Below are 22953 nucleotides of genomic sequence, written 5' to 3'. Positions count from 1 at the left end.
CATCCGGGCGACGGCCGCGGAGGTGAAGAGGCACTGACCGTCCCCACCGAACGCCGGAGCACGCCGGGCGCGAGGTGCACGAGTCGGGAGGGAGCGGTGAGGCGCAGTCGGTGCTTTCCCTCTACGGTGGGCCGGGGGGCCGAGCCCAGCGGGCGGTGTTGCTGAGGAGGCTTGTCATGGAGGAGCGGTTCGTTTGGGTCACGACCCGTCGTATTCGGCCGGACACCCTGGAGGACTTCGAGACGGCGTGGCGGCCGGACACCTCACCCCAGGGCATGCTCCGCGCTTTCGCTTACTGGTCCGACGACGGACAGGAGATCACCGGGGTGTCGTTCTGGGACTCCAAGGATGCATGCGACGCCTGGCGGGCCTCCGAGGCCGAGGCACAGCGGCGTGCGGCGATGGCCCCGTACGTCGTAGAGGAGAGCGAAGGCTTCTACCGCGGCCGTGAACTGGTCATTCCCCACCGGTAGCCGGTAGCCGGGAGCCGGGAGCCGGGAGCCGGTAGCCGGGGCGTGCGTCGCCTCGATCACCGGGCGCACCCGATGTCGAGCACGTCGACCACGTCATCCTTGACGGTGTAGACCAGCCAGCACCATTCACCAAAGGCTGCGGCGAGCTGCGGGGCCTGTGGCGTGCGGTCCCCGGCGACAGCTGTGATGAGCGCGATGATCTCCTCGTGCATGTCGGCCGGGACATCGAACAGCACGTTGGCAGCCTGTTGGATCAGTTCTACTTTCATGGCGTCGCTCTGCGGACGGCACGAGTGGCCCGGTACGGATCCGCACTCCGCGACCGGCCCGTCGGGAAATAACCCATGCCCATCTGAACATGGTAATTCCGCGGGCCGTCCTTGAGCGGTCAGCTCAGTCCTGGTCTGCCGAACAGTTCCGCGTAGCTGGTCGGCAGTTGGGACAGCAGATGGTTGACCTGTCCACCGGACACTGCGTCGGCGACAGTCGACAGCACGGCACTGGCATCCCATTCCGCGGTCCGCGGCCTGGCGCCGGTGTGCTGCGCTACGTGTTGCAGGAACTCTTCACGACCGAGGGACTGGGGCCGCCCCCGTTGCTCGTGCAGAACATCATCCAGGGGAGCGGGCAGCTGAGCCGCCAGGTCGTCGGCCTCCTCCGGCGTGATCCGCATGGCGAGCACGCGCAGCACGGCCTCACTGATGTGTTCGGCCTCCTCCTGGCTGTGGTACTCCCCGCGGTCGCGGACCTCGGCCAGAAATTCCGCCAGCTTCACGGTGCCCTCCTGCTGTCGGTCCGCAGATGACTACCGCACAGGTCGCCCGATGTGCGGCTGCCGCACCGGGTGCCCACCGGCTCGCCTGGGAAAACAGCCCTCGCGGGCGTTGGGACAGATTTCTCCTGCAGGGCCGGTTCCGCGGGCCGTCGTCGCCTTCGGGCCGCCGACCGGCCACCGCGTACGGAGCCGCCTCAGCCGTGCGCGGCGTTGTATTTCTCGATCACGTCCTTGGCGACGCGTCCGCGTGTGCTGACGTCGATGCCCTGCTCCTTGGCCCAGGCGCGCACCGCCGCGGGGTCGGCTCCGGCCTCAGCCACACGCGGCCTGGCCGGGCCGCGCTTCGCCGCTGTCCCGGTCTTACGGCCGCTGCTGATGTACGGCGAGAGCGCCTCGAGAAGCTTGTCATAGTTGTCGGCCCCGAGGTCGATCTCATAGAAAACACCGTCGACACTGAACGTGTGGGGGGAGACATCGTCGCTCGTTTCACCAGAAATATCGTCGGTGACCAGGGTGATTACTCGCTTGGCCATGGCCGCTATGCCTCTTTGTTGAATTTGTTGAAGTTGTTGACTTAGTTGGCTTTGTGTGGGGGGCGGTACTCACTTTCGTAATCCCCGGTGAGCTGCCCCGCAATGCGCTATTTGATTATCGCCTTCATGGCGGCGTACCCAGCCCCCCGCTGAGGGCAGCCGCCCATGAAGCCGCTCCCTGCTGCCGGCCGGCCCCTCGCGGAGCGTTTCCGGTGCGGCACCACGGGGACCCGGTAGTGCACCTGCGTGAAGGGAAGCCCGCCATGCCCGACACCGAGCAGGCCCGCATCCGCGACGCCGCCCTGCCCCTGACCGATCAGACGTCGCTGGATCCGCTGCTGGACCGCATCGGCGACGCCCGCTACGTGTTGCTGGGTGAGGCGTCCCACGGAACCGCCGACTACTACCAGGTCCGTGACGTGCTCACGCGGCGCCTGATCGAGGAGAAGGGCTTCTCCTTCGTCGCCGTGGAGGGCGACTGGCCCGACTGCCATGCCGTGCACTGCTCGGTGGTCGCGGCACCGGGCGCACCGGAGGATCCCGGGGAGGTGCTGGCGGGCTTCCGCCGCTGGCCGACATGGATGTGGGCCAACACGGACGTGGCCGCCTTCACCCGGTGGCTGCGCCGGCACAACGAGGACCTGCCACCTGACCGGCGCGTCGGCTTCTTCGGGCTCGACGTCTACAGCCTGTGGGAGTCGCTGCACGCCGTGCTCGACCATCTGCGCGAGCACGACCCCGACCGGGTGGCACACGCACTGGAGGCGTACCGGTGCTTCGAGCCGTACGCCGAGGACCCGCAGTCCTACGCCGTGGCCGCGAGCCTCACCCCCGAAGGCTGTGCGTCGCAGGTGGTGTCCCTGCTCACGGAACTGCGGCGCCGGGCCGCACAGGCGGCACCACCTGTCGGCTCGCTCGCGGAGTTCGCCGCGCGGCAGAACGCCGAGGTGCTCGCCGGAGCCGAGCGCTACTACCGGGCCATGCTGGACAGCGGCCCCGAGTCGTGGAACATCCGCGACCACCACATGGCCGACACCCTGGACCGGCTGATGGACCACCACGGTCCCACCGCCAAGGCGGTGGTGTGGGCGCACAACACCCACGTCGGGGACGCCCGCGCGACGGACATGGCCGACATCGGCGAGGTCAACATCGGCCAGCTGGTCCGCGAACGCCATATCGGCAAGGGCGTCGTGCTGGTGGGATTCGGCTCGTACTCGGGCACGGTGATCGCCGCGGACGCATGGGGCGAGGCGCCCAGGATCATGGAGGTCCCACCCGCGCGCACCGGCAGCCTGGAAGACCTGCTGCACCGAGCGCTGTCCGGCGAGCGGGCCCTGTTCCTCTTCCCCCATGTGCAGTTCCAGCGCCCGGCGACCACCGGCCGCGCCGAGTGGTTCCACGAGGAGCACGGCCACCGGGCGATCGGCGTCGTCTACCGACCGCAGTACGAGCGCTTCGGCAATTACGTCCCCACCATCCTGGCCGAGCGCTACGACGCCTTCTGCCACCTCGACCACACCCACGCCCTCACGCCACTGCTCCCCCTGGCCGCGGAGAGCCCGGAGGAGCAGACCTGGCCGGTCGGCGTGTGACCCGCTGCGCTACCCAGCCGGGTCCTCACGGTATGCAGGGTGCATCAGGCTTGCTCAACTCCCCTGACATACGGAGGACTTCGTGCGGCTTCTGCCCAGCTCTCTGTCCGGCTGGACCATGGCTGTGTTCGGCGTGCTCGCCGCCGCCATGGGCGTGCTGGGGCTCGTCATCCCGGACTCCCTGCTCACGATCATGGGCTTTGGGCCCGTTGAGGACGGCCGGCGCGCAGCCGGAGACCACACGCTGGTCTTCCTGACCGCCTCCTCCATGGCGGCGCTCAACATGGGCGTGTACTACGTACTGGCCGCCCTGTCCGACTGGAAGGCGTTCTTCCGCTGGACCGTTCCCTTCCGCCTGCTCACCTGCACGGTCTTCACGATCGCCGTGATCGGCGGCCGTGCACCGTCCGGCTTCCTCGGAGTGGGCCTGTGGGAGGGACTCGGCGCGGTGGCCACGGCTACGGCTCTCCGCCACGAGAGGAAACGCAACCCCGCCACCTGAGGCCCACGGACGGGGTAAGCAACCAACCATGACTGCAAAGCGATCAGCCGGCACAGCGCGATGGACGATTGACGGCACCGTCTATACGGTGCTGTCCTTCCTGACCGGCGCCCTTCTCCTCATCGGCCTGTGCGCGCTACTGCTCGGCGTGCACGCCGAGGCCGGCGACGGCACACCCCTCAAGTGCGGCACCGCCCTCACCGGAAGAGAAAGCGCCGTCGTCTACGACGCCACCCAGGCCGGACTGCCGGAGCGGGCCGTGGACTCCCGTGCCGCGACGTGCGACTCGGCGATCGCCACGCGGCGCGCCTGGGCGTGGCCCGCCACCGTCATCGGAGCGCTCGGCTCGTTCGTCCTCGTCTACCTCGCTCCGTTCGTGCACCCGAAACTGGACCGGATCCTCATACAGCCGCGCGGGCCTTGGACGGACCACCGATGAACGCGGCCCGGCGCAGCCGGGCTTGGGCGGCCATCCGGCGCCACGCAGCGCTCGAGCCGCGAAGGGCTGCTGCATCTGCCCGCAGTCTGGGAAAAAGATGGCCATCAGGTCGGTCGATAGCGCCCCCATGCCGCGAAGCCTGCGCGCTGCTGGCGGGGGCGACTCTGCTCGCCGTGGCTGCGTGTGGTGGGGGTGGCAATCCGCCCGTGAGCCGTGGCGGCACCCACCTGGCACAGGTTGTAACGACTGCCCATCGGCGTCCGGGCCCAGTCCAGTGGGCCCAGCTGGTGAGAGCTGTGTGAGCGCGCGCGTGAGAGCGCGTGATATGAGGAAGCCCCAGCGGGAACGTCCTGACGGGGTTTCTGGGCGACCGCCCAGGACTCCTGCGGTGACTGGACGGACGAGAAGGGCTCTGGACTCCGAGGCGAGGTGCTGTCTGACGTCTCATCCGCACTGGCACCATCGGGTCGCCAAGAGAAGGCGCGGCGGCCCGCCCGAAGAAGCCTGGCGGGCCGCCCGCGCCCTCGCCGAGTGAACCGCTCACCCGGTCATTCCCAAGGGTCGATCCCCTCGTCGAGGAGTCGGTCTTCCTCTTCCCTGCTCAGGAACTTGGCGCGCTGCTTTCGCCAGAGGGCGGCGTCACCAAGTGGGTTGCTGTCCAGTCCTCCTTGCAGCGTGCGGCGCAGGAATTCCACCATGCCGCACTCGTAGCGACACCACTCGTGGGAGCCACGCTTCCACACCAGTACGGACCATTTCTCCGGGACCGCACCCGAGGCATCCCAACAGAGGATGTCCGCGATAGCGTCGACTCCCCATGCGATGAGCACCGGTGGAGAGACCACCGAGAAGGCTTTCGTGGGCTCCCCGTCCCAGCCCTTACGCGCATTCTTCGCCCTCGATCGCGCCGGCACCGTAGGTCGAGAAGATCACCGACGACAAGACCACCAGGGTCCCTCGCGGCGCCGACGCCCGCACCGCCGCCCTGGCCATGGTCTTCAAGCTCGTCGAGTCCGCCCAGCAGCGGGGGCGAGCCGTGAACGCACCCCACCTCGTCAACCTCGTCCGAGCTGGGGCCCGCTTCGAACGCGGCCCACTGGTCGAGCGCCAAGCCACCGTCGCGGCGTAGGGTCTGGTGCACCATGACCGACCACCACACCTACGGCACCAGCACCCATACCGTCGGCGAGCTGGTCCAGCTCGTCGCTGACTGCCTCGGGCTGGTCTTCACCGAGCGCGACAGTGATTACCGGGGCGTCTACCATCTCGCCGGCAGCCCCAACGGACGGATCGAGATCCAGCCCAACCCGATCCCCGGCGACGACGGCGACGACGACCTCTACGCTCCGGAACACCCGACGGCCCGAGTGCTGTTGCTCACCAGCACCTTGACCCCGGACCCCGCCCTGCAGACCCGCCTGCGCGCCATTGAAGGGCTCATCCACCTGGACCACGAGACAGCGTGAGCAGCTACTGATCCACAGCTGTGGTAAATACCACGGCACTCTCATCGTGCGGCAACAGTTCCAGCTCAAGGACATTCGGACGCAGTGCCCAGAACTCGAGGCTCTCACCCGCCACGTCCGGTCGTTCGCGGCCATGCTCCCCGGACGCCGGAGCGGGCGTCTGCCGGACTGGCTCGACGCCGTCCGGCACAAATCGGGCGTTGTCGAAGGTCATGTCAACCGGATCAAGATGCTCAAGCGCCAGATGTTCGGCTGCGCAAGCTTTCGACCTCTGCGGAAACGTGTCCTGCTGTCGTGCTGATGTCGAGACTCGTCGGTCGACGGTGGAGGCTCTCGGACACCGCTGTGCTCAACAGTCGGATGTCGTATTCGGTCCAGCAATCGGAGATCTCGATGCCGACCTCGCTATTGCAGCGGGCGCACAGCAAGTTCGGTCCGTTGAGCCCGTCTAGTCTGCAACACCCGTAACGTCGAGACTGATCCGTATGAGGCCGCAGCAGTACACCGTCCAGCGGGTTGATCACCCAGGTGGCAGCCGAACCAGCGGGACCGTATGGTTCCGGGTCATCGGAGAAGGAACCCACCCGCACTGTCGATGGGCCGTAGGTGTAGTGCTCCCTGCCCCTCACTGGCGGCAGGGGCTTCCACTCACATTGCTGTAGCGGGTTGGACAAGGGAGCACCGCACGACCGACATCTGAAAACGATCAGCACTCTCGATACTTCTCCCGTTCGAAGCCATCCAGCTATTGCCATCCAACACCAGTCGGAGTCCCCCTCACCAAGGGACTTGCAGAGAGCCGACGTGCCAAGCTGATGACAGCGGCTCGTGACGGAGAGCCGTTTGATCCCGGGCCTGCCAGCGTGCGAGCTTCGCGCTACATCGAGCGGCGCTGGTTGGCGTGAAGCTCTGATCCGTGGGAGGAGTGGCAGGCGGCGCGCTGGACTGGCTGCAACGGCACTCCCTGTCGCACGCCTACTCCCAGCGGACAAGACCCTTCCCGCCGGCGAGGAGTGGACCGACGACGGTGCTGTCAATGAGGTCCAATCCTCGATGCGACGCGCTGTCAACGCCACACGGCCGGTTCCGATCTCATCGAGAACTCCATGCGACGGTGGGACGAGCAGGACGATGCCACAGGAGGCACGTTAGCCCGGGCTTGGCTCGGAAAGGCAAGGGCGCCTGCCTGGCACCTGCTCAGCTCAGGCGCCCTCTGTCGGTTCCTTAGAAGAAGCCGAGCTTCTGCAGTGAGTACGAGACGAGGAGGTTCTTCGTCTGCTGGTGGCACATCACGCGCATGGTCCTGACCAGCGTGAATGTGAGGTTCCAAGCGCAGATGGCGAGCTTTGGCCCGCGTATGGCCCGGATCTTGGTCGTGAGCGGGGCGAGGTGCCGATTAGACAGGTAGGCCGGCAAGCGGGCCACGTTTGGCGAAGCCGGGCACTGTGTGCTGACCTGTCACCCCGGAACACTCCTGAATCTGCAGGGTCACGGTCACGCCAAGAGAGCGGCATTCGTCGTTCGGAACAAAGCACCTCGCGTCGGCGGGGACCACCCCGGGTTCGGAAAGTCCAGCCTCGGCGTCGACGGAACACCCCCGCGTCGGCGGGGACCACAGGTGGATGTGGCAGATCACTGTGCGGCCGATCGGAACACCCCCGCGTCGGCGGGGACCACGTCGAATGCCAGTGGGGCTGGTGCGCGCTGATCGGAACACCCCCGCGTCGGCGGGGACCACCCTTCCTGACCTGCTCGTTATCGGGAGTTTTGCCATCCCTTTACTGAAGCTGCCTGAGCCTGCGTGGTGCGTGGTGTCTTCACAGGAGGACTGTATCGAGCTGTGTGTGAGGGTTGTCAGTGGCTTGTGGTTGAGTCGTTGGATTCGGGTGCACCTGAGGCCGGGGGAGGGAGCGCGTTGATGCGCAGGCCGGTTTCGGAAGTGGATGAGTCGGTGTGGGGGAAGGTGCGGGGCCTGGATCTGGGCCTTCCGCCGTATCCGTTGGTGCGGCATCTGCTGGATGTGGCGGCCATGGCGTTGTTCTTGTGGGATCGATATCTCTCGGAGAACCAGAGGCGCTGCATCGCAGCCGGTTTGGGCATGGCGGATGATCCCGCCCGGGCGCGGGCGGTGACCGGCTTGTGTGCCGGGCTTCATGACCTGGGGAAACTGTCGGGCTTTCAGCTGTGCGACGCCCGTGCCCGTGAGCGGTTGAGTGAGGTTCTGCGGAAGGACCGGGGCCGCATCGGGGTTGAGTGGATGCCACACGAGGTGGCCGGGATGCGCGCCGCTGCCGCGGTTCTGGCCGCACTGGGATTCCAGGACGGCGACACCTCTTTCAACGCGGCGATGCGCCGGGTCGCGGAAATCATCGGTGGGCATCATGGCCGGTTCCACGAGCTTGTGGATCTTCATCCGGTGAACATGGATCTGCTGGGTGGCCGGGCCTGGGCAGGCAACGGGAGGCGCATGCCGGCGTCGTATTCGAGGCGCTGGGCGCGCCGGTGCCGCCGGAGCGCATGGAGGCACCTGCGGCCGTGTTGGTGACCGGTGTGGTGATTCTGGCGGACTGGCTGGTGAGCCAGGACAAATATCTACGCCGTCGGCAGCGGGAGTTGAGCACCTCTTTGGCCGAGCACTTTGAGCGGTCGTGTGCGGACGCCGAGCACCTGGTGCGTGAGGCGGGTCTGCTGCCGGTGGAGCTGGAGCGGAAGGATTTCGCCCAGGCATACGGCATTACGGGGCAGCCGAATCCGCTGCAGCGGTCGGTGGCGGAGGAACTCGCCGCCGTGGGGGCGGAAGCCGAATGGAGGGCAGCGGGCGGCACGGTGGGATTTTGCTGGTGACCGCTGCTCCGGGCGATGGCAAGAGCGAGACCGCTCTGGAAGCCGAGCGGGTGCTGTCGGCGCGGTTCGGCACATCCAACCGGCTCAAGGGCCACCAACACCAATCCGGCGAACGTTCCGGTCACAGCACTAGCACCTTGCACTCGATCGGCGTCTGTGCTGGCCAGAGTCCCAAGGGTGGGTGGAACGGTGGCCGACAGATGTCGGGCATGGCAAGGACCCGATGTCTCTCGGCATGGCCGGGTTTCCCGGTACTTGGACAGCGCAGACCCAGCCGGACAGCTGGTGCTGTCCGGCGGTTCCTGACGGGCATACGGGAGATCATGGGCGCGGACCAATCGAGGAAGACACAGGGGTAGGGGAATCATGGTGGCGTTCCACGCATCCGCGCTGGACGGAGTCGCCCGCAATCCGGCGCTGCCGACACCGCTGCTACTGCGCCTGCTCGCCTTCGACGGGGGCGGTGACCTTCCGCCCCGTGACGCCCTCCAGCGGGCCGGACTCCCTGAGCCGGCCGTCGTGGTGATCCTGGCCCACCCGAACCCGCGCGCCCGGATCGACTTCGCCATGAGCGCCAAGGCGGAGCCTGCACAGCGGGCCCGGCTCGTGGACGATCCTTCTCCCAAGGTGCGGGCTGCTCTTGCGTACGGACCCGAGGGGTACTACCCACGCACAAAGGTCGCGCCGCTCCCGGACGCCGTGTGCGTCCGCCTGCTCGACGACCCCGCCCCTTCTGTCCGGACGGCGCTGCTGAACTCGCCCCATTTGGCGCCGTCATTCGTGGCCTCGATGGCTACTCATCACAGTTCGGCAGCGCGCCGGGAAGCGGTGCGTGCATGGGAGATCCTGCCGCCGGGCGAGCGGTCGACGCTGCTGACCGACCCTGACCCCGAGGTGCGGCGGGCCGCCGCGCTGTGGGAGTGCCGGCGCGACGCACGCGTCACCGCCGAACTCCTCCGCGATCCGATGTCCGCCGCCGAGGCGCTGCGCCGAGGGCTCCTCGTCCGCGCCGACGCCGAGCGGTGCGTCGCCGAGCGGACACACCTTGCGGCCCTCGCCGAGAACCCGTCGTTGCCCGCCGACCTCGTGGAGCGGCTCGCCGTCGACCCCGACGAGGCCGTACGGCTCGCGGTCTCCCTCAGGCCCGAGCTGGACGAGAAGCGGCGCATGGCGATCGACTTCACGGTCGGGGACTTCGACAGGGGCGACGGCGTGCAGTGGGTACGGGACGGGCTTGCCGACCCCGAGGTGCTGCGCCGGGCCGCGACCTCCGCCCACCCACTGCTCCGACGCGCCGCCGCCCAGAGCCCTCACCTGCCGCCCGACCTGCTGCGCCTACTCGCTCGCGTTGAGGACCCGGTGGTGGAGAACCGCCTGGGCATTCACCACCCCGACACCCCGGAGGAGGTCCTGATGCGTGTGTACGCGCGGCTCGGCGGGACGTTCTCCGCCTGGATGGCGGAGACACACCCCCGTTTCCCCCGCGAGGGCCTCGCCGCGCGCTACGCGGACCATCCGGACGGGAACTACCGCCGGCTGGCCGTACGGGACCCGGCCGCCACACCCGCGTTGATCGAACGGCTCAGCCACGACCCCTCGGTCTGGACGCGCCAGGCGGCGGTCGGCGACCCGCGCCTGCCGCTCCACCGGCTCCGCGAGGCGCTCCATGTCCCCGAACTGGCCTCCAGCGCAGGTGCCAACCCGGCGCTTCCCGAGGACGAGATGGCCGCCGTCCTGGACCGGGCCGGTGTTCCCGCCTGACCGCTGAGCAGAACCCTCCATCAGCGGAACACCCCCGCGTCGGCGGGGAGGATTCCGAGCCCGCTCGTTAGCGGCAGCTGCCGGGCGGGGGTTTGGTGAGTTGTCGAGTCAAGGTGCGTGCGGTGCGGGGGTTGGTCGACGTGGCCACAGTGGGCCGAAAGCGTGTCGTCGGGGGGCGGTGTGTGGGTTTGGATGGATGGGTGGTCGGTATTGAGCGTGGTGGGGTTGATGTTCGAGGTGGGTGGGGGAAGGCGGGTGGGGGGCGGGTCCCCCATCCGTTGATCTGCCATGTGCTGGATATGGCGGTGATGGCTGAGGGTTTGGTGGATGTGTTGGTGGGGCCGCATTGCCGTGTCGAGCTGGATCGGGCGTTCGGTCCGTTGAGTGATGCGGATGGCTGGGTGTCGGTTTTGTGTGGTGTGCATGATCTTGGGAAGCTGTCGCCGACGTTCCAGGGCTGCGGGACGACATCGCCGCGCCGACCATGGGGCCGGTGGCGGCCGCTCATATCCGGCGGTTGACGCGGTGGAGAGGGCCTGGGACGCGTACGGATTGTCACCACGGGGCTACTGACAGCGGTACACATGACACGGATCCTTAAGGCCTGGGGGCGGCGCCGGCGACGGCGCGCACGATTGCGTGGGCTCTGGGCGGGCATCACGGGGTGATCCCGTCGCGGCGTCGGTGCGCCAGGCGCGGGACGCGGTGGGGGACAACGGGGGGCCTTGGTGGGCTGCCGTCTGTGATGACCTGGTACGTCAGGTCATCTCCCTGTGGGGGCTGCCGGAGCCGGAAGGGCTGCCGTGGCAGGAGGTTCGTTTGAGCCCTGAGGCGGTGGTGGCGCTGGCGGGGTTGACGTAGGTCAGTGACTGGATCGCCTCGGCGCGGCCGGAGAAGGACTACGTCGGCACGGGCGTCGATCTGCCTGCGTATCTGCTGCAGGCGCGGCGGGATGAGGTGCGAAAGATCGAGCGGTTGGCGTGGCGGCCGTGGCGGCCGCCACGGGGAACGGGGTTTCGAGACCTGCTCCCGCTCGAGGAGCGGCCGCATCCGGTCCAGGAGGCGGTCGAGACGGTGGTTGGCCGGATGCGGGGGCCGGGGATCGTGGTGGTGGCCGCCCCGACAGGGGAGGGGAAGACGAAAGCCGCGCTGCAGGCGACGGCTGCCCTGGTGCGCCGGTTCGGTCTGCGGGGTTTCTACGTGGCGATGCCGTCACGGGTGACCGGCAATCAGGCTTTCGATGCCGTCGACCAGCTGCTGGCGGGACTGGGGGAGGAGGCGCCGCCCGTCCGGCTGTTGCATTCCACAGCTGGCGAATATCTCAAGGACCGCAAAATGCCGGCGGATGCGGCCGATGAGCTGCGTCCGGTCGGGGTCGATGTCGATGGCCAGGACGACGGTGATGGGGAGGCTGCCGAGTGGTTTGCTCACAAGCGGGGCCTGCTGGCGCCGCTGGGGGTGGGCACGGTGGATCAGGCGCTGATGGCCGCGCTGCGCTCCAGTCATGTGTTCGTGCGCCTGGCCGGGTTGTCCGGGAAGGTCGTGGTGTTTGACGAGGTCCACGGCTACGACGTGCACATGTCCACGTTGATGGACCGGCTGTTGTGGTGGCTTGGCAGGCTGAGGGTGCCGGTGGTCCTTCTGTCCGCGACGCTTCCGGCTTGTCGTCAGCATGCCCTGGTGGAGAGCTGGCGGGCCGGCGCGGCGGGCCGGGCGCCGCTCGATGTGGAGGTACCGGCGGGGCACGCGGAGGCGTTTCCGCGGGTGGTGTGGGCGGACACCGAGGATGAGTCCGTCGTGTCCACGTTCCAGGTCGGGGCCGGTCGGCCCGTCCTCGTCGCTGATGTCGAACTGGTGGTACTGAACCGGGACGGCGCCACTGCCCCGTTCGACCTCGTCGCTCATCTCTCAGTCCTCTGCCGGGCGCTGTCTGCCTACTTAATCCACACCAGGAACTTGTCCTTGAGGCTGCGTCCGCTGCCCTGCTGCTGACCGCCAGTGTCGGCGCCTTTCCATGCTCGACGGTCTGCTCTGGAGGGCATAACGGGAAACAGGCATCCACACCGGCGATGTCCACGTCACCGTCACCCTCCATCAAACCGAACCCGAACCCGACAGCGGTGACTGGCAGGAGATCGTGGAGGTCTCGACGCCCTCCACCTCCGGAGACCTACGGGTCCGCGGCCTGATGGACGACCTGGATGAGGAACTCCCCGTCCTGTCGTGCAACGGTCCCGGTTGCTACCGCCTGCGTGTTCACGCCCGCGGCCGGGACACCGCCGTCGACCTGACCCCCGACGAGGTCACCGAGTGGTACCTCATCCAGGCCTGGCCGGCGACAAAGGCGGATGTCGCGGTGCTCCGAGACCGACGACTACGGAGCGTCTGTCCGCCCTGACTGAGCTCAGACAGACACGGTGGCCGCCCTGCAGAGGGCGGCCACCGTCTTGTCCTGCTGAAAGTGCCCTGGGGTCCTGGCCAGTTCGCCCTGGCCTAGGCGGAGAGGTGCGAGGGCGCCTGCCGGGCATCTGCCCTGGTCAGGCGCCCTTTTTCTGCATCTAGAAGAAGCCGAGCTTCTGCGGCGAGTACGAGACGAGGAGGTTCTTCGTCTGCTGGTAGTGCTCCAGCATCATCTTGTGCGTCTCCCGGCCGATCCCCGACTGCTTGTAGCCGCCGAACGCCGCGTGCGCGGGATACGCGTGGTAGCAGTTGGTCCAGACGCGGCCCGCCTGGATGGCGCGGCCGGCGCGGTAGGCCGTGTTGACGTCGCGGGTCCACACGCCGGCCCCCAGGCCGTACAGCGTGTCGTTGGCGATCTTGACGGCGTCGTCGAAGTCGTCGAACGACGTCACCGACACCACCGGCCCGAAGATCTCCTCCTGGAAGATCCGCATCCGGTTGTCGCCCTCGAAGATCGTCGGCTGGACGTAGTACCCGCCCTTCAACTCGCCGTCGTACTCGACCCGTTCCCCGCCGGTGAGGACCTTGGCGCCCTCCTTCCGCCCGATGTCCAGGTAGGAGAGGATCTTCGCGAGCTGCTCGCCGGAGGCCTGCGCGCCGATCATCGTGTCCGTGTCCAGCGGATGACCGGCCTTGATCTGCTCGGTGCGGGCGACCGCCGCCTCCAGGAAGTCGGGATAGTTGCCGCGCTGGATCAGCCCCCGGGACGGGCAGGTGCAGACCTCGCCCTGGTTCAGCGCGAACATGGCGAAGCCCTCGAGCGCCTTGTCCCGCAGCTCGTCGTCCTTCTCCCAGACGTCGTCGAAGAAGATGTTGGGCGACTTGCCGCCCAGTTCCAGGGTGACCGGCTTCAGATGCTCCGCGGCGTACTGCATGATCAGCCGCCCCGTCGAGGTCTCGCCGGTGAAGGCGACCTTCGCCACCCGGGGGCTGGAGGCCAGCGGCTTGCCCGCCTCCTCGCCGAAGCCGTTGACGATGTTCACCGCACCGGGCGGCAGCAGGTCCGCGACCAGACTCAGCCAGTAGTGGATGGACACCGGGGTCTGCTCGGCGGGCTTCAGGATGACCGCGTTGCCCGCCGCGAGGGCCGGCGCCAGCTTCCAGGCCGCCATCAGGATCGGGAAGTTCCACGGGATGATCTGTGCCACCACACCGAGCGGCTCGTGGAAGTGGTACGCCACCGTGTCGTCGTCGACCTCGGCGAGCGAGCCCTCCTGGGCGCGGATCGCGCCCGCGAAGTAGCGGAAGTGGTCGATGGCGAGCGGGATGTCCGCGGCCAGCGTCTCGCGGACCGGCTTGCCGTTCTCCCAGCTCTCGGCGACCGCCAGTTGCTCCAGATGCGTCTCCATCCGGTCGGCGATCTTCAGCAGGATGTCCGAGCGCTCGGTCGCCGAACGGCGGCCCCACGCCGGCGCCACGGCGTGCGCCGCGTCCAGCGCCCGCTCCACGTCCTCGGCGGTGCCCCGCGCCACCTCGGCGAACGGCTGACCGTTCACCGGGCTCGGGTTCTCGAAGTACTGACCGCGGGCCGGCGGCACGTACTCACCGCCGATGAAGTGGTCGTAGCGCGACTGGTAGGAGACGATCGAGCCCGGCGTACCGGGTGCCGCGTATCGGGTCATGCTGGTGCAGCCTCCTGGTGCAGCGCCGCCCGCCGTTGGGCGGCTCTCTGGTGCGGGAGGGTAGGGAGGCGGACGTTGCACCCACGTTGCACGCCGGAGCCCGACGTCCCGTCCGGAGCGCTCAGCCGCGCGCCCCAGGCGCCCCCCGGCCGCGGCTTCTGGCCCGCACGCCCCCGGCCGGCTCCCGCTCCTATGCCCTTGCTCGTCGGCCGCCGATCGCCCGGCAGACGCCGATCGCCCGGCAGACGTCGATCGCCCGGCAGACGTCGATCGCCCGCGATCCCGGTCGTCACCTGCGATCCTCGGTCGCCTGGCAGTCCCGGGTCACCAGGCAGACCTCGATCGCCCGGCATCCCCCAGCCCTACGGTCCCAAGTCGTCCTGCCCGATCCTCGGGCGCCAGGCCGTCCCCGCTCGCCAGGCAGACCTCGATCGCCCGGCATCCCCAGCCCTACGATCCCCAGTCGCCCTGCCGTCCCTGGTTTCCCGGCATTCCCCGGTCGCCCAGCGGCCCCCAATGGCCCCGCATTCCCCGGTCGCCCCGCGGCCCCCGATCCCCCGGCACTCCCCGATGCTCCGGCGCCACCGGCCGGACCCGCTCCGGCGGTGCCGTCAGTTCCGTGTCCAGCGCTGCCAGCCGTGCCCGCACCGGGGCCGTCGGCCGTACCGCCGCCAGGGCGCGCCATACGTCGAGGTCGTCCTCACCCCACGGCGCGTGCGCCCAGTCGGCGAGGAGGTCCGGGTCCCGGCGGGCGATCAGGGCCGACCGTAGGCCGTCCGCCAGCAGGCGCCTGAGCCGGACCACCGCCGGAGCCCGGGAGGCGGGCAGCAGCGGCCCCGCGTACGCCGACGCGGCCGCTGTGACGGCCCCGGACTCCAGGCGCCGCTCGACGACGGCGACGTCCGACTCGACCTCGACGGTGAGCCGGTAGGGCCGCGAGGCCAGCAGCCCAGGGCCCAGCACTCCGCGCAGCCGGGCCAGTTCGGCGCGCAGGGTCACCGGGGTCACCGACTCGTCGTCGTACAGCGCGCACTGCAGCTCGTCGCCGGTGAGTCCCTCCGGGTGCCGGGCGAGCAGCACCAGGATCTCGCTGTGCCGGCGGCTCAGGCGGATCCGGCGGCCCCTGGCGCACAGTGTCGCCTCGTCCCGGCCCAGAGCGGTCAACTGCACGAGGTCGTCGGCCGGTTGGCCGGGATCCAGCAGCGCCAGCTGGGACTCGGCGGCCCGCGCGACCGCCTGCACGAAGGCCAGGCTGTGCGGATGCGCGAGCCCGTCCCCGCCGGTGATGTCCACGGCGCCGAGCACGCGCCCTGTGCGCGGATCGTGCACCGGTGCCGCCGCGCACGTCCAGGACTGGACCTGGCGTACGAAGTGCTCCGCCGCGAAGACCTGCACCGGACGGTCGAGGGCGACGGCCGTGCCCGGGGCGTTGGTCCCCACTACGCTCTCCGCCCACCGGGCACCCGGCACGAAGTTCATCCGCCCCGCCTGGCGTCGGGTCGCCGGATGCCCCTCGACCCACAGCAGCCGGCCGTGCGCGTCGCACATCGCGATGAGGTGTTCCCCGTCGAGGGCGAACGAGCCCATCAGCTCACGGCACAGCGGCATCACCCGGGCCAGTGGATGCTCCGCCCGGTAGGCGCCGAGGTCGCCGTCGGTCAGCTCCACTCTCGCGCCGCCGTCCGGTCCGACGCCGGCCCGCGCCGACCGCCGCCATGAGTCGGCAACCACGGCCCGCACCGGCCGGGGCACGGTGCCCGCCTCGGTGAAGGTCTCGTGTGCGCGACGCAGGATCCGCGCGCGCTCGACGGGGTCGGCTCCCGGCTCCAGAGCCACCCAGGGATCGGTCACCTCGGCCTCCCGGCAGTCGATGCGGCTGGCGTAGTGCTGAAGTGCGGCCCGCTCGTGCCGGTGGGGCGGCGGGGCCCGCAACATCGTCACTCCGGCCGGGCGGGCGGACAACCGTTTCGACCGTGCTCACCCGAACGGCTGTATGCGGCGCCCGCGCGGGTCACGCCCGGTTGACCAGCCGCATGTACCGTCTCCAGTCCCAGTGCGGTCCGGGATCGGTGTGGTCGGAGCCCGGCACCTCGTAGTGCGCGATGATGTGCGAGCGGTCCCTGGGGATGTCGTACTTCCGGCAGATCGTCGCGGTGAGCCGGGCCGACCGCTCGTACAGGGCGTCGGTGAAATAGCCGGGCTGGTCCACCCATCCCTCGTGTTCGATGCCGATGCTGCGGGTGTTGTAGTCCCAGTTCCCCGCGTGCCAGGCGATGTCGGACTCGCGGACGCACTGCGCGAGGTGGCCGTCGGCCGAGCGCACCACGTAGTGCGCGGACACCTCTTTCCTGCGGTTCTGGAAGACGCCCAGGGTGGTCGAGTAGGACGCCTGGGTGACATGGATGATCACGAAGTCGACGGGATGGCTCGTCGGCCGGTTCGCGGGCGTGTAGTTGGCGGTGTGCGCCGGATGCCAGACGGCGCGCGGGTGGTCGGGGGCCCGGGTCAGCGCGTCGGCGCGTGTCTCGGGCAGCAGCGTGTACGGGACGGCGGCGAGGGCGGCGCCTTGCAGGAGCCGTCGCCGGGTGGGGAGCGGTCGTGCCCGGTCCATGGAGAGTGCCTTTCAAGTGCTCTGCGGAAAGGGGCGGCCCGCGGGCTCAGCCCCGCAGCGTCGCCGCCGTCTCCCGCAGTCGGGCGTGCAGTCCGCGGTGAGTCTCGCGGGCGGGCAGCCATTCCTTGCGGAGCTTGGCCACGCAGGTGTAGTTCGTGTCGCACACGTTGGCCAGCGGGGATTCCACGGCCTGGGTGGCGAACTGGTAGGCGTCCAGCTCGCTGAACCCGTAGTCGCGGACCAGCCACCGCACCAGGTCGAGCTGGGATATCCGGAAGGCGTCCTCCAACGGGCGGGCGGAGCCCGTGGAGATGATGTGGGTGTCCGACTCGATGCGCGGCCAGGGTGTGTGCAGGTCCTTGAGGAGTTCGACGATCACCATGGTGTTCATCGCGCACTCGACCGCCACCCCGCAGGTCTCGCCCTCGCCCTGCCGGGCGTGGCCATCACCCAGGCTGAGCAGCGCTCCCTCGACGTTCACCCCGAGATAGCAGGTGACGCCGGCCCGCATCTCGGGCGTGTCCATGTTGCCGCCGTGCGCGTCGGGCACGAGGGCCGAGCGGACCTCCAGGTTGGCGGGGGCCACGCCCACGGTCCCGTGCATCGGGTCGAGGGGCAGCTCGACCTCGATATCACTGTCGTGCGCCCGGAACAGCGCCGTCCGGCGGGTCCGGTCGAGCTGCCAGATCCAGACGGTCTCCGGCAGCGGCGGCTGCAGGGTGGCCGTGGTGTGCGTCGAGGTGAGCGCGCCGAACAGCGGCACGGTCGTCGAAGCGGCCCAGTCCCGGGCCGGTTCGATCGACACGAAGTGCACCGCGACCGTGTCCCCGGGCTCGGCGCCGTCGATGTGGAACGGACCCGTCTGCGGGTTGAGGAACGGGAACTCGCACACCTCGGACACCAGGTCCTTCTCCGAGCGCACCCGCCCGGCGAAGCAGTCCTCGGTGTACAGGTCGAGCACCGTGCCCGGAGCGATCCGGGCGATGGGCGGCGCGCCGCCGAACGTCCAGGCGTACTCGCCCGGTTCGGGCCGTACCGTCAGAACGCGTGTCTGCTCGCCGGACATGTGCCGTCCCCCCCCGCTCGCCAGAAGATTGCCGTGGTCAGCGAGACTCGCAACGCCGTCCTCGCAGGACGGGTGCGGCTCGCACGAATCACGGTACGGCGCTTCCGGGACGGGCAGAAGGCCCTGGCGATCTTCCGTGGACGAACGTGCCGATGTGGACAACTCGCTCACCCACATGGGTGGTTGGCGTGCGAAGCCAGGCCACCCCCGCCCCGTGACCGCGCCGGGCTCACGCCCGCCCCGCCACCGCCGCCGGATCGTCCAGCACCGCCCGGATCACCGAGTGCGCGGCACCCAGCAACGGGCCTTCCGGTCCCAGCCGGGAGACCGCCACCGGACAGGGCGGACCCGCCGTGCGCCGGGCCAGTTCGGACCGCAGCGACGGCAGCAGCCAGGGCGCCAGGCCGGCCAGCGCACCGCCCAGCACCACGCTCTCCGGGTCCAGCAGATTCACCGCCCCGGTCAGCGCGATGCCCAGCGCCTCACCCGCGTCGCGCAGGGCCCGGCGTACGTCCTCGTCGCCCTCCTCGGCGCGGCCGGCGAGCAGTCCGACCCGGTCCTCGCCCGGCTCCAGGCCGGCCGCCCGGAGGACCGCCTCCTCACCGGCGTACTGCTCCAGGCAGCCACGTCCGCCGCAGGCGCACTCCGGCCCGTCCGGGCGGACCGGCACATGGCCCAGCTCGCCCGCGAAGCCGCGGGTGCCGCGCAGCAGGCCCCCGCCGACGACCACGCCCGCGCCGATGCCGATCTCGGCCGAGACGTGCAGGAAGTCGGACGGCGTGCTCTCGCCGAGCCACAGTTCGGCCAGCGCGCCGAAGTTGGCCTCGTTGTCCACGGTCAACCCGGCCTCGAAGGGCAGCAGAGCACCGAGGTCGGTGTCGTGCCAGTCGAGGTTCGGGGCGCGGACGACCGTGCGGCCGTCGCGCGCGACCAGGCCCGGCACGGCCACGGCGAGCCCGGCCGGCCACAGGCCCTCGCCCTCCGCCTCGGCGACGACCTGCCGCACCAGTCCGGTCAGCTCCTCGACCACCGGCTCGGGCGCGCGGCCCCGGTTGGTGCCGTGCCGCACCGCGCGGGCCCGCACCTCGCCGCGCAGGTCGACCGCGCAGACCGCGAGATGGTCGACGCCGACCTCCGCGCCGAACCCGGCGGGTCCCCGCGCGCTGACCGCGAGCGCGGATCCGGGCCGGCCGACCCGGCCCGGTCGCTCGGGGCCCAGCTCCTGCAACAGTCCGGAGCGGATCAGCTCGTCGACGAGGGTCGACACCGCCGCCCGGGTCAGCCCGATGCGCGAGGCTACGGCCGCGCGGGACAGCGGCCCCTCGGCGCTGACGGTGTGCATCACCCGGGCGAGGTTGCGGCGGCGCATGCCCTGCTGGGTGTCGGGCAGCGCCCGCCCGGGACCGGCCGGGTGGGTCTCGTGCAGCGGTGCGGTCATGCCTCCGTCCGTCCTCAGCTGGTCCGCGGGCTCCGCTCCAGCAGCGGGGCCGCGTCGGAGAGTACCCCGGCGATCCTGGCCAGCGTCTCCTCGTCCCGCTCCACGGCCTCCAGCACGGGGCCGCGGGCGGTGTCCCAGCGGCGGGCCACCGCCGCCGGATCCTCGCCGGTGAGCAGCCCGGCCGCCTGGGCGGCCGCGCCGAGCGCGACCAGCTCCCTGGCCTCGGGAACCTGCACCGGGCGCCCCGAGAGCCGTCGTACGGTCTGCTGCCAGGCCCTGCCGCGGGCGCCGCCGCCGATCAGCAGCAGCGGGGCCGAGGGGTCCGCGTCCTCGTCGAGGACCAGGTCCAGCGCGCCGAGCAGGGAGTGCACGGCGCCGTCGTACGCGGCCTGGAGCAGTTGCCCGGCGGTGGTGTCGTGCCGCAGGCCGTGCAGCAGCCCCGAGGCGTTCGGCAGGTCCGGGGTGCGCTCGCCGTCCAGGTACGGCAGCAGCGTGGCGGTCGTGCCGGGCTCGACGGCCTCGCGGTCGAGACCCAGCAGTTCGGCGACGCGGTCCACGGCGAGGGTGCAGTTCAGGGTGCAGGCCAGCGGCAGCCAGTCACCGCGCGCGTCGGCGAATCCCGCGACGGTGCCGGTCGGATCGGTGGGCCGGTGCCGGGACACCGCGTACACCGTGCCCGAGGTGCCGAGGCTCATCACCGGCGTCCCCGGGCGCAGTCCGAGCCCCAGCGCGGCGGCGGCGTTGTCGCCGGTGCCCGCCGCGACCAGGGTGCCCTTGGAGAACGGCAGGTCGTGGCTGTCGCGCACGGTCCCGGCCACCTCGCCGGGCCGCACCACGCGGGGGAGCAGCGCCGGGTCGAGCCCCACGTGGGCGAGGATCTCGCTGTCGTACGACTCGCTGCCCGACGCCCACCACCCGGTCCCGGAGACATCGCCGCGGTCGGTCGTGCCCTGCCCCGTGAGCCGTTCGGTCAGGTAGTCGTGCGGCAGGCGCACGGCCCTGGTGGCGCGGGCCGCCTCCGGCTCGTGCTCGGCGAGCCAGGCCCACTTGGTGACCGTGAAGGAGGCCGCGGGGACGAGCCCGGTGCGCTCGGCCCAGAACTTGGCGCCGCCCAGCTCCTCGGTCAGCCGGCGGGCCTGCGGTGCCGAGCGCACGTCGTTCCACAGCAGCGCGGGGCGCACCGGCTCACCCCGCTCGTCCAGCGTGACCAGGCCGTGCTGCTGTCCGCCGATGGACACCGCGGCGGCCTCGTGGGCGGCGTCACCGCACTGGCGCAACGCCTCGCACAGCGCGTCCCACCACTGCCGCGGGTCGCTCTCGCGGCCCGCTCCGGACGAGACGGTGTGCGGCGCCTGGCCGCTTGCCACGACCTGCCCGGTGGCCGCGTCGACGACCAGCGCCTTGGTGGACTGCGTGGACGTGTCCACGCCGACGACGAGCGGACCCTCGGCTGCTGACATCGGGGCTCTCCCTCTTCCGCGGCTCAGCGGGGATATGTGTGGATTGTGACTCGTTGCGATCGGGGACACCGTGTCTCTTCCCAGAGACGCGACCGCATACTAATTTGTAAACCGCCATGACGAAATAGTCAGCAAGCGAGCAAGGAGCCGCGGCATGAGCTACCAGCCCACCCCCGAGGACAGGTTCACCTTCGGCCTGTGGACCGTCGGCTGGCAGGGAAGGGACCCGTTCGGCGACGCCACGCGGCGCGCCCTGGACCCGGTCGAGACGGTGCAGCGCCTGGCCGAGCTGGGCGCCTACGGCGTCACCTTCCACGACGACGACCTGATCCCGTTCGGGTCCTCCGACACCGAGCGCGAGTCGCACATCAAGCGCTTCCGCCAGGCTCTGGACGCCACCGGTCTGACCGTCCCGATGGCCACCACCAACCTGTTCACGCACCCCGTCTTCAAGGACGGCGCGTTCACCGCCAACGACCGCGACGTGCGCCGCTACGCGCTGCGCAAGACCATCCGCAACATCGACCTGGCGGTCGAGCTGGGCGCGAAGACGTACGTCGCCTGGGGCGGCCGCGAGGGCGCCGAGTCCGGCGCCGCGAAGGACGTACGCGTTGCCCTCGACCGCATGAAGGAGGCCTTCGACCTCCTCGGCGAGTACGTCACCTCCCAGGGCTACGACCTGCGCTTCGCCATCGAGCCCAAGCCGAACGAGCCGCGCGGCGACATCCTGCTGCCCACCGTCGGCCACGCGCTGGCGTTCATCGAGCGCCTGGAGCGGCCCGAGCTGTACGGCGTCAACCCGGAGGTGGGGCACGAGCAGATGGCCGGGCTGAACTTCCCGCACGGCATCGCGCAGGCCCTGTGGGCGGGCAAGCTCTTCCACATCGACCTCAACGGCCAGTCCGGCATCAAGTACGACCAGGACCTGCGCTTCGGCGCCGGTGATCTGCGCGCCGCCTTCTGGCTGGTCGACCTCCTGGAGAGCGCCGGTTACACCGGGCCGCGCCACTTCGACTTCAAGCCGCCGCGGACCGAGGACCTCGACGGCGTGTGGGCGTCCGCCGCGGGCTGCATGCGCAACTACCTCATCCTGAAGGAGCGTTCGGCCGCCTTCCGCGCGGACCCCGAGGTCCAGGAGGCCCTGCGCGCCGCCCGCCTCGACGAACTGGCCCAGCCCACGGCGGCCGACGGCCTGCAGGCGCTGCTCGCCGACCGCTCGGCGTTCGAGGACTTCGACGTCGACGCGGCCGCCGCGCGCGGGATGGCCTTCGAGCACCTGGACCAGCTGGCCATGGACCACCTGCTGGGCGCGCGCGGCTGAGCCCGCTCCCACTCGGCGAGGCCCCGCGCGGAATGTCGCGGAATCATGCGGTCCACGGCATGAGTCCGTGTCGAACCCCGCGCGGGGGTCGCGCTCCGGCCGGTACGGCGGGGAGCCTGGCCGTATGGCCACGCCGCCCCCACCGCCTCAGCCACCCGGACCGCCGGCCGACGCACCGCCCCCGAGCGGCTTCGGACCGCCTCCCGGGGGCCCCGAGCCCCCGCCGAGGCGGCGCACACCCGTCCTCATCGCCCTGGCCGCGCTGGTGGCCGTCGCCGTCGTCGTGGCGGTCCTGCTGGTGGCCTCCGGGGGCGACGACACGCCGGACGACCGGCCATCCGCCGAGCCCGGCACCAGCCGCTCGCCGGCCCCGTCGTTCGGGATCCCGAGCGGCCTGCCCAGCGACATGCCGTCGCTGCCCTCCGAGTTCCCGAGCGAGTTGCCGAGCGGGTTCCCCAGTGAACTGCCGAGCGACTTTCCCACCGAGCTTCCCAGCGGCTTCCCCAGTCACCTCCCGAGCGGCCTCGAATCGCTGATTCCGTCCTTCGCCGAGGGCGAACTGCCTTAGCGCGAGGGCAGGATGCCGC

24 protein-coding genes and 1 pseudogene are annotated in these 22953 nt (G+C 70.3%); 14 read left to right on the top strand and 11 right to left on the bottom strand.

The annotated features are described in order from the left end of the window. The first annotated feature begins 176 nt into the window (after positions 1-176). The gene (locus tag ACZ42A_RS35000; protein ID WP_468531361.1) at positions 177-473 is read left to right on the top strand and encodes a hypothetical protein; all 297 of its coding nucleotides are present in this window, start codon (positions 177-179) and stop codon (positions 471-473) included. Positions 474-529: 56 nt separating this feature from the next. Here ACZ42A_RS35000 and ACZ42A_RS34995 read toward each other — a convergent pair whose 3' ends face one another. The 3 genes from ACZ42A_RS34995 to ACZ42A_RS34985 form a co-directional block, all read right to left on the bottom strand. Beyond that, positions 530-742, bottom strand: a complete 213-nt coding sequence (locus ACZ42A_RS34995; RefSeq protein WP_468531360.1) for a hypothetical protein — start codon at positions 740-742, stop codon at positions 530-532. A 119-nt stretch (positions 743-861) separates the two neighbouring features. Further along, positions 862-1248 carry a DUF2267 domain-containing protein gene (locus ACZ42A_RS34990; protein ID WP_468531359.1) on the bottom strand — a complete coding sequence of 129 codons (387 nt, stop codon included), beginning with the start codon at positions 1246-1248 and terminating at the stop codon, positions 862-864. 194 nt (positions 1249-1442) lie between these two features. Continuing rightward, complete coding sequence (locus ACZ42A_RS34985) at positions 1443-1781, bottom strand: histone-like nucleoid-structuring protein Lsr2 (RefSeq protein WP_468531358.1); 339 nt, start codon at positions 1779-1781, stop codon at positions 1443-1445. Positions 1782-2044: 263 nt separating this feature from the next. Between ACZ42A_RS34985 and ACZ42A_RS34980 the strand changes: the two genes are divergently transcribed. The 3 genes from ACZ42A_RS34980 (at position 2045) to ACZ42A_RS34970 (ending at position 4317) form a co-directional block, all read left to right on the top strand. Then, positions 2045-3376, top strand: coding sequence for an erythromycin esterase family protein (locus ACZ42A_RS34980; RefSeq protein ID WP_468531357.1), 1332 nt, complete (start codon positions 2045-2047; stop codon positions 3374-3376). 118 nt (positions 3377-3494) lie between these two features. Beyond that, positions 3495-3878: a hypothetical protein gene (locus ACZ42A_RS34975; protein ID WP_468531438.1), complete on the top strand. Its 384-nt coding sequence runs from the start codon at positions 3495-3497 to the stop codon at positions 3876-3878. 28 nt (positions 3879-3906) lie between these two features. After that, entirely contained in the window at positions 3907-4317 is a 411-nt protein-coding gene (locus tag ACZ42A_RS34970) for a hypothetical protein (RefSeq protein WP_468531356.1), read from the top strand. 548 nt (positions 4318-4865) lie between these two features. On the opposite strand, the gene ACZ42A_RS34965 is transcribed toward ACZ42A_RS34970, so the two are convergent. Then, the gene (locus ACZ42A_RS34965; protein ID WP_468531355.1) at positions 4866-5015 is read right to left on the bottom strand and encodes a hypothetical protein; all 150 of its coding nucleotides are present in this window, start codon (positions 5013-5015) and stop codon (positions 4866-4868) included. Between the two features lie 248 nt (positions 5016-5263). On the opposite strand from ACZ42A_RS34965, the pseudogene ACZ42A_RS34960 reads away from it, so the two are divergent. Continuing rightward, a pseudogene (locus ACZ42A_RS34960) lies at positions 5264-5446 on the top strand (IS256 family transposase); the annotation flags it as partial. Between the two features lie 13 nt (positions 5447-5459). Continuing rightward, on the top strand, positions 5460-5783 hold the full coding sequence (locus tag ACZ42A_RS34955) for a hypothetical protein (RefSeq protein WP_468531354.1): 324 nt from the start codon (positions 5460-5462) through the stop codon (positions 5781-5783). A gap of 4 nt (positions 5784-5787) precedes the next feature. Here ACZ42A_RS34955 and ACZ42A_RS34950 read toward each other — a convergent pair whose 3' ends face one another. Beyond that, positions 5788-5997 (bottom strand): hypothetical protein, encoded by a 210-nt coding sequence (locus tag ACZ42A_RS34950; RefSeq protein WP_468531441.1) that lies wholly within the window; start codon positions 5995-5997, stop codon positions 5788-5790. A gap of 1704 nt (positions 5998-7701) precedes the next feature. On the opposite strand from ACZ42A_RS34950, the gene ACZ42A_RS34945 reads away from it, so the two are divergent. The 6 genes from ACZ42A_RS34945 (at position 7702) to ACZ42A_RS34920 (ending at position 12786) form a co-directional block, all read left to right on the top strand. After that, on the top strand, positions 7702-8328 hold the full coding sequence (locus ACZ42A_RS34945; protein WP_468531353.1) for a CRISPR-associated endonuclease Cas3'': 627 nt from the start codon (positions 7702-7704) through the stop codon (positions 8326-8328). Further along, positions 8319-8627 carry a hypothetical protein gene (locus tag ACZ42A_RS34940; RefSeq protein ID WP_468531352.1) on the top strand — a complete coding sequence of 103 codons (309 nt, stop codon included), beginning with the start codon at positions 8319-8321 and terminating at the stop codon, positions 8625-8627. The genes ACZ42A_RS34945 and ACZ42A_RS34940 overlap by 10 nt, the downstream gene beginning before the upstream one ends. 366 nt (positions 8628-8993) lie before the next feature. Next, positions 8994-10388 carry a Mucin-2 gene (locus ACZ42A_RS34935; protein WP_468531351.1) on the top strand — a complete coding sequence of 465 codons (1395 nt, stop codon included), beginning with the start codon at positions 8994-8996 and terminating at the stop codon, positions 10386-10388. A 95-nt stretch (positions 10389-10483) separates the two neighbouring features. Next, entirely contained in the window at positions 10484-10909 is a 426-nt protein-coding gene (locus ACZ42A_RS34930; RefSeq protein ID WP_468531350.1) for an HD domain-containing protein, read from the top strand. A 436-nt stretch (positions 10910-11345) separates the two neighbouring features. After that, a complete protein-coding gene (locus tag ACZ42A_RS34925) occupies positions 11346-12380 on the top strand; it encodes a hypothetical protein (RefSeq protein ID WP_468531349.1) in 1035 nt (344 codons plus the stop codon). A 145-nt stretch (positions 12381-12525) separates the two neighbouring features. Next, entirely contained in the window at positions 12526-12786 is a 261-nt protein-coding gene (locus tag ACZ42A_RS34920; protein WP_468531348.1) for a hypothetical protein, read from the top strand. 160 nt (positions 12787-12946) lie between these two features. Here ACZ42A_RS34920 and exaC read toward each other — a convergent pair whose 3' ends face one another. The 6 genes from exaC to xylB form a co-directional block, all read right to left on the bottom strand. Next, positions 12947-14470, bottom strand: a complete 1524-nt coding sequence (gene exaC / locus ACZ42A_RS34915; protein ID WP_468531347.1) for an acetaldehyde dehydrogenase ExaC — start codon at positions 14468-14470, stop codon at positions 12947-12949. Between the two features lie 450 nt (positions 14471-14920). Next, entirely contained in the window at positions 14921-16321 is a 1401-nt protein-coding gene (locus tag ACZ42A_RS34910; RefSeq protein WP_468531437.1) for a GAF domain-containing protein, read from the bottom strand. Between the two features lie 160 nt (positions 16322-16481). Further along, complete coding sequence (locus ACZ42A_RS34905; RefSeq protein WP_468531346.1) at positions 16482-17081, bottom strand: N-acetylmuramoyl-L-alanine amidase; 600 nt, start codon at positions 17079-17081, stop codon at positions 16482-16484. A 46-nt stretch (positions 17082-17127) separates the two neighbouring features. Continuing rightward, complete coding sequence (locus ACZ42A_RS34900) at positions 17128-18147, bottom strand: acetamidase/formamidase family protein (RefSeq protein ID WP_468531345.1); 1020 nt, start codon at positions 18145-18147, stop codon at positions 17128-17130. A gap of 229 nt (positions 18148-18376) precedes the next feature. Further along, on the bottom strand, positions 18377-19585 hold the full coding sequence (locus ACZ42A_RS34895; protein WP_468531344.1) for an ROK family transcriptional regulator: 1209 nt from the start codon (positions 19583-19585) through the stop codon (positions 18377-18379). A 14-nt stretch (positions 19586-19599) separates the two neighbouring features. Beyond that, positions 19600-21045 (bottom strand): xylulokinase, encoded by a 1446-nt coding sequence (gene xylB / locus ACZ42A_RS34890; RefSeq protein WP_468531343.1) that lies wholly within the window; start codon positions 21043-21045, stop codon positions 19600-19602. 154 nt (positions 21046-21199) lie between these two features. Between xylB and xylA the strand changes: the two genes are divergently transcribed. Together xylA and ACZ42A_RS34880 are read left to right on the top strand one after the other, a co-directional pair. Continuing rightward, complete coding sequence (gene xylA, locus ACZ42A_RS34885; protein ID WP_468531342.1) at positions 21200-22366, top strand: xylose isomerase; 1167 nt, start codon at positions 21200-21202, stop codon at positions 22364-22366. Between the two features lie 124 nt (positions 22367-22490). Beyond that, the gene (locus ACZ42A_RS34880; protein ID WP_468531341.1) at positions 22491-22934 is read left to right on the top strand and encodes a hypothetical protein; all 444 of its coding nucleotides are present in this window, start codon (positions 22491-22493) and stop codon (positions 22932-22934) included. Positions 22935-22953: the final 19 nt, after the last annotated feature.

It is taken from the genome of Streptomyces sp. NPDC030838, from assembly GCF_055572035.1.
Note: the sequence above shows the minus strand (reverse complement) of the source record. Positions and strands in the feature narration are given on the sequence as shown.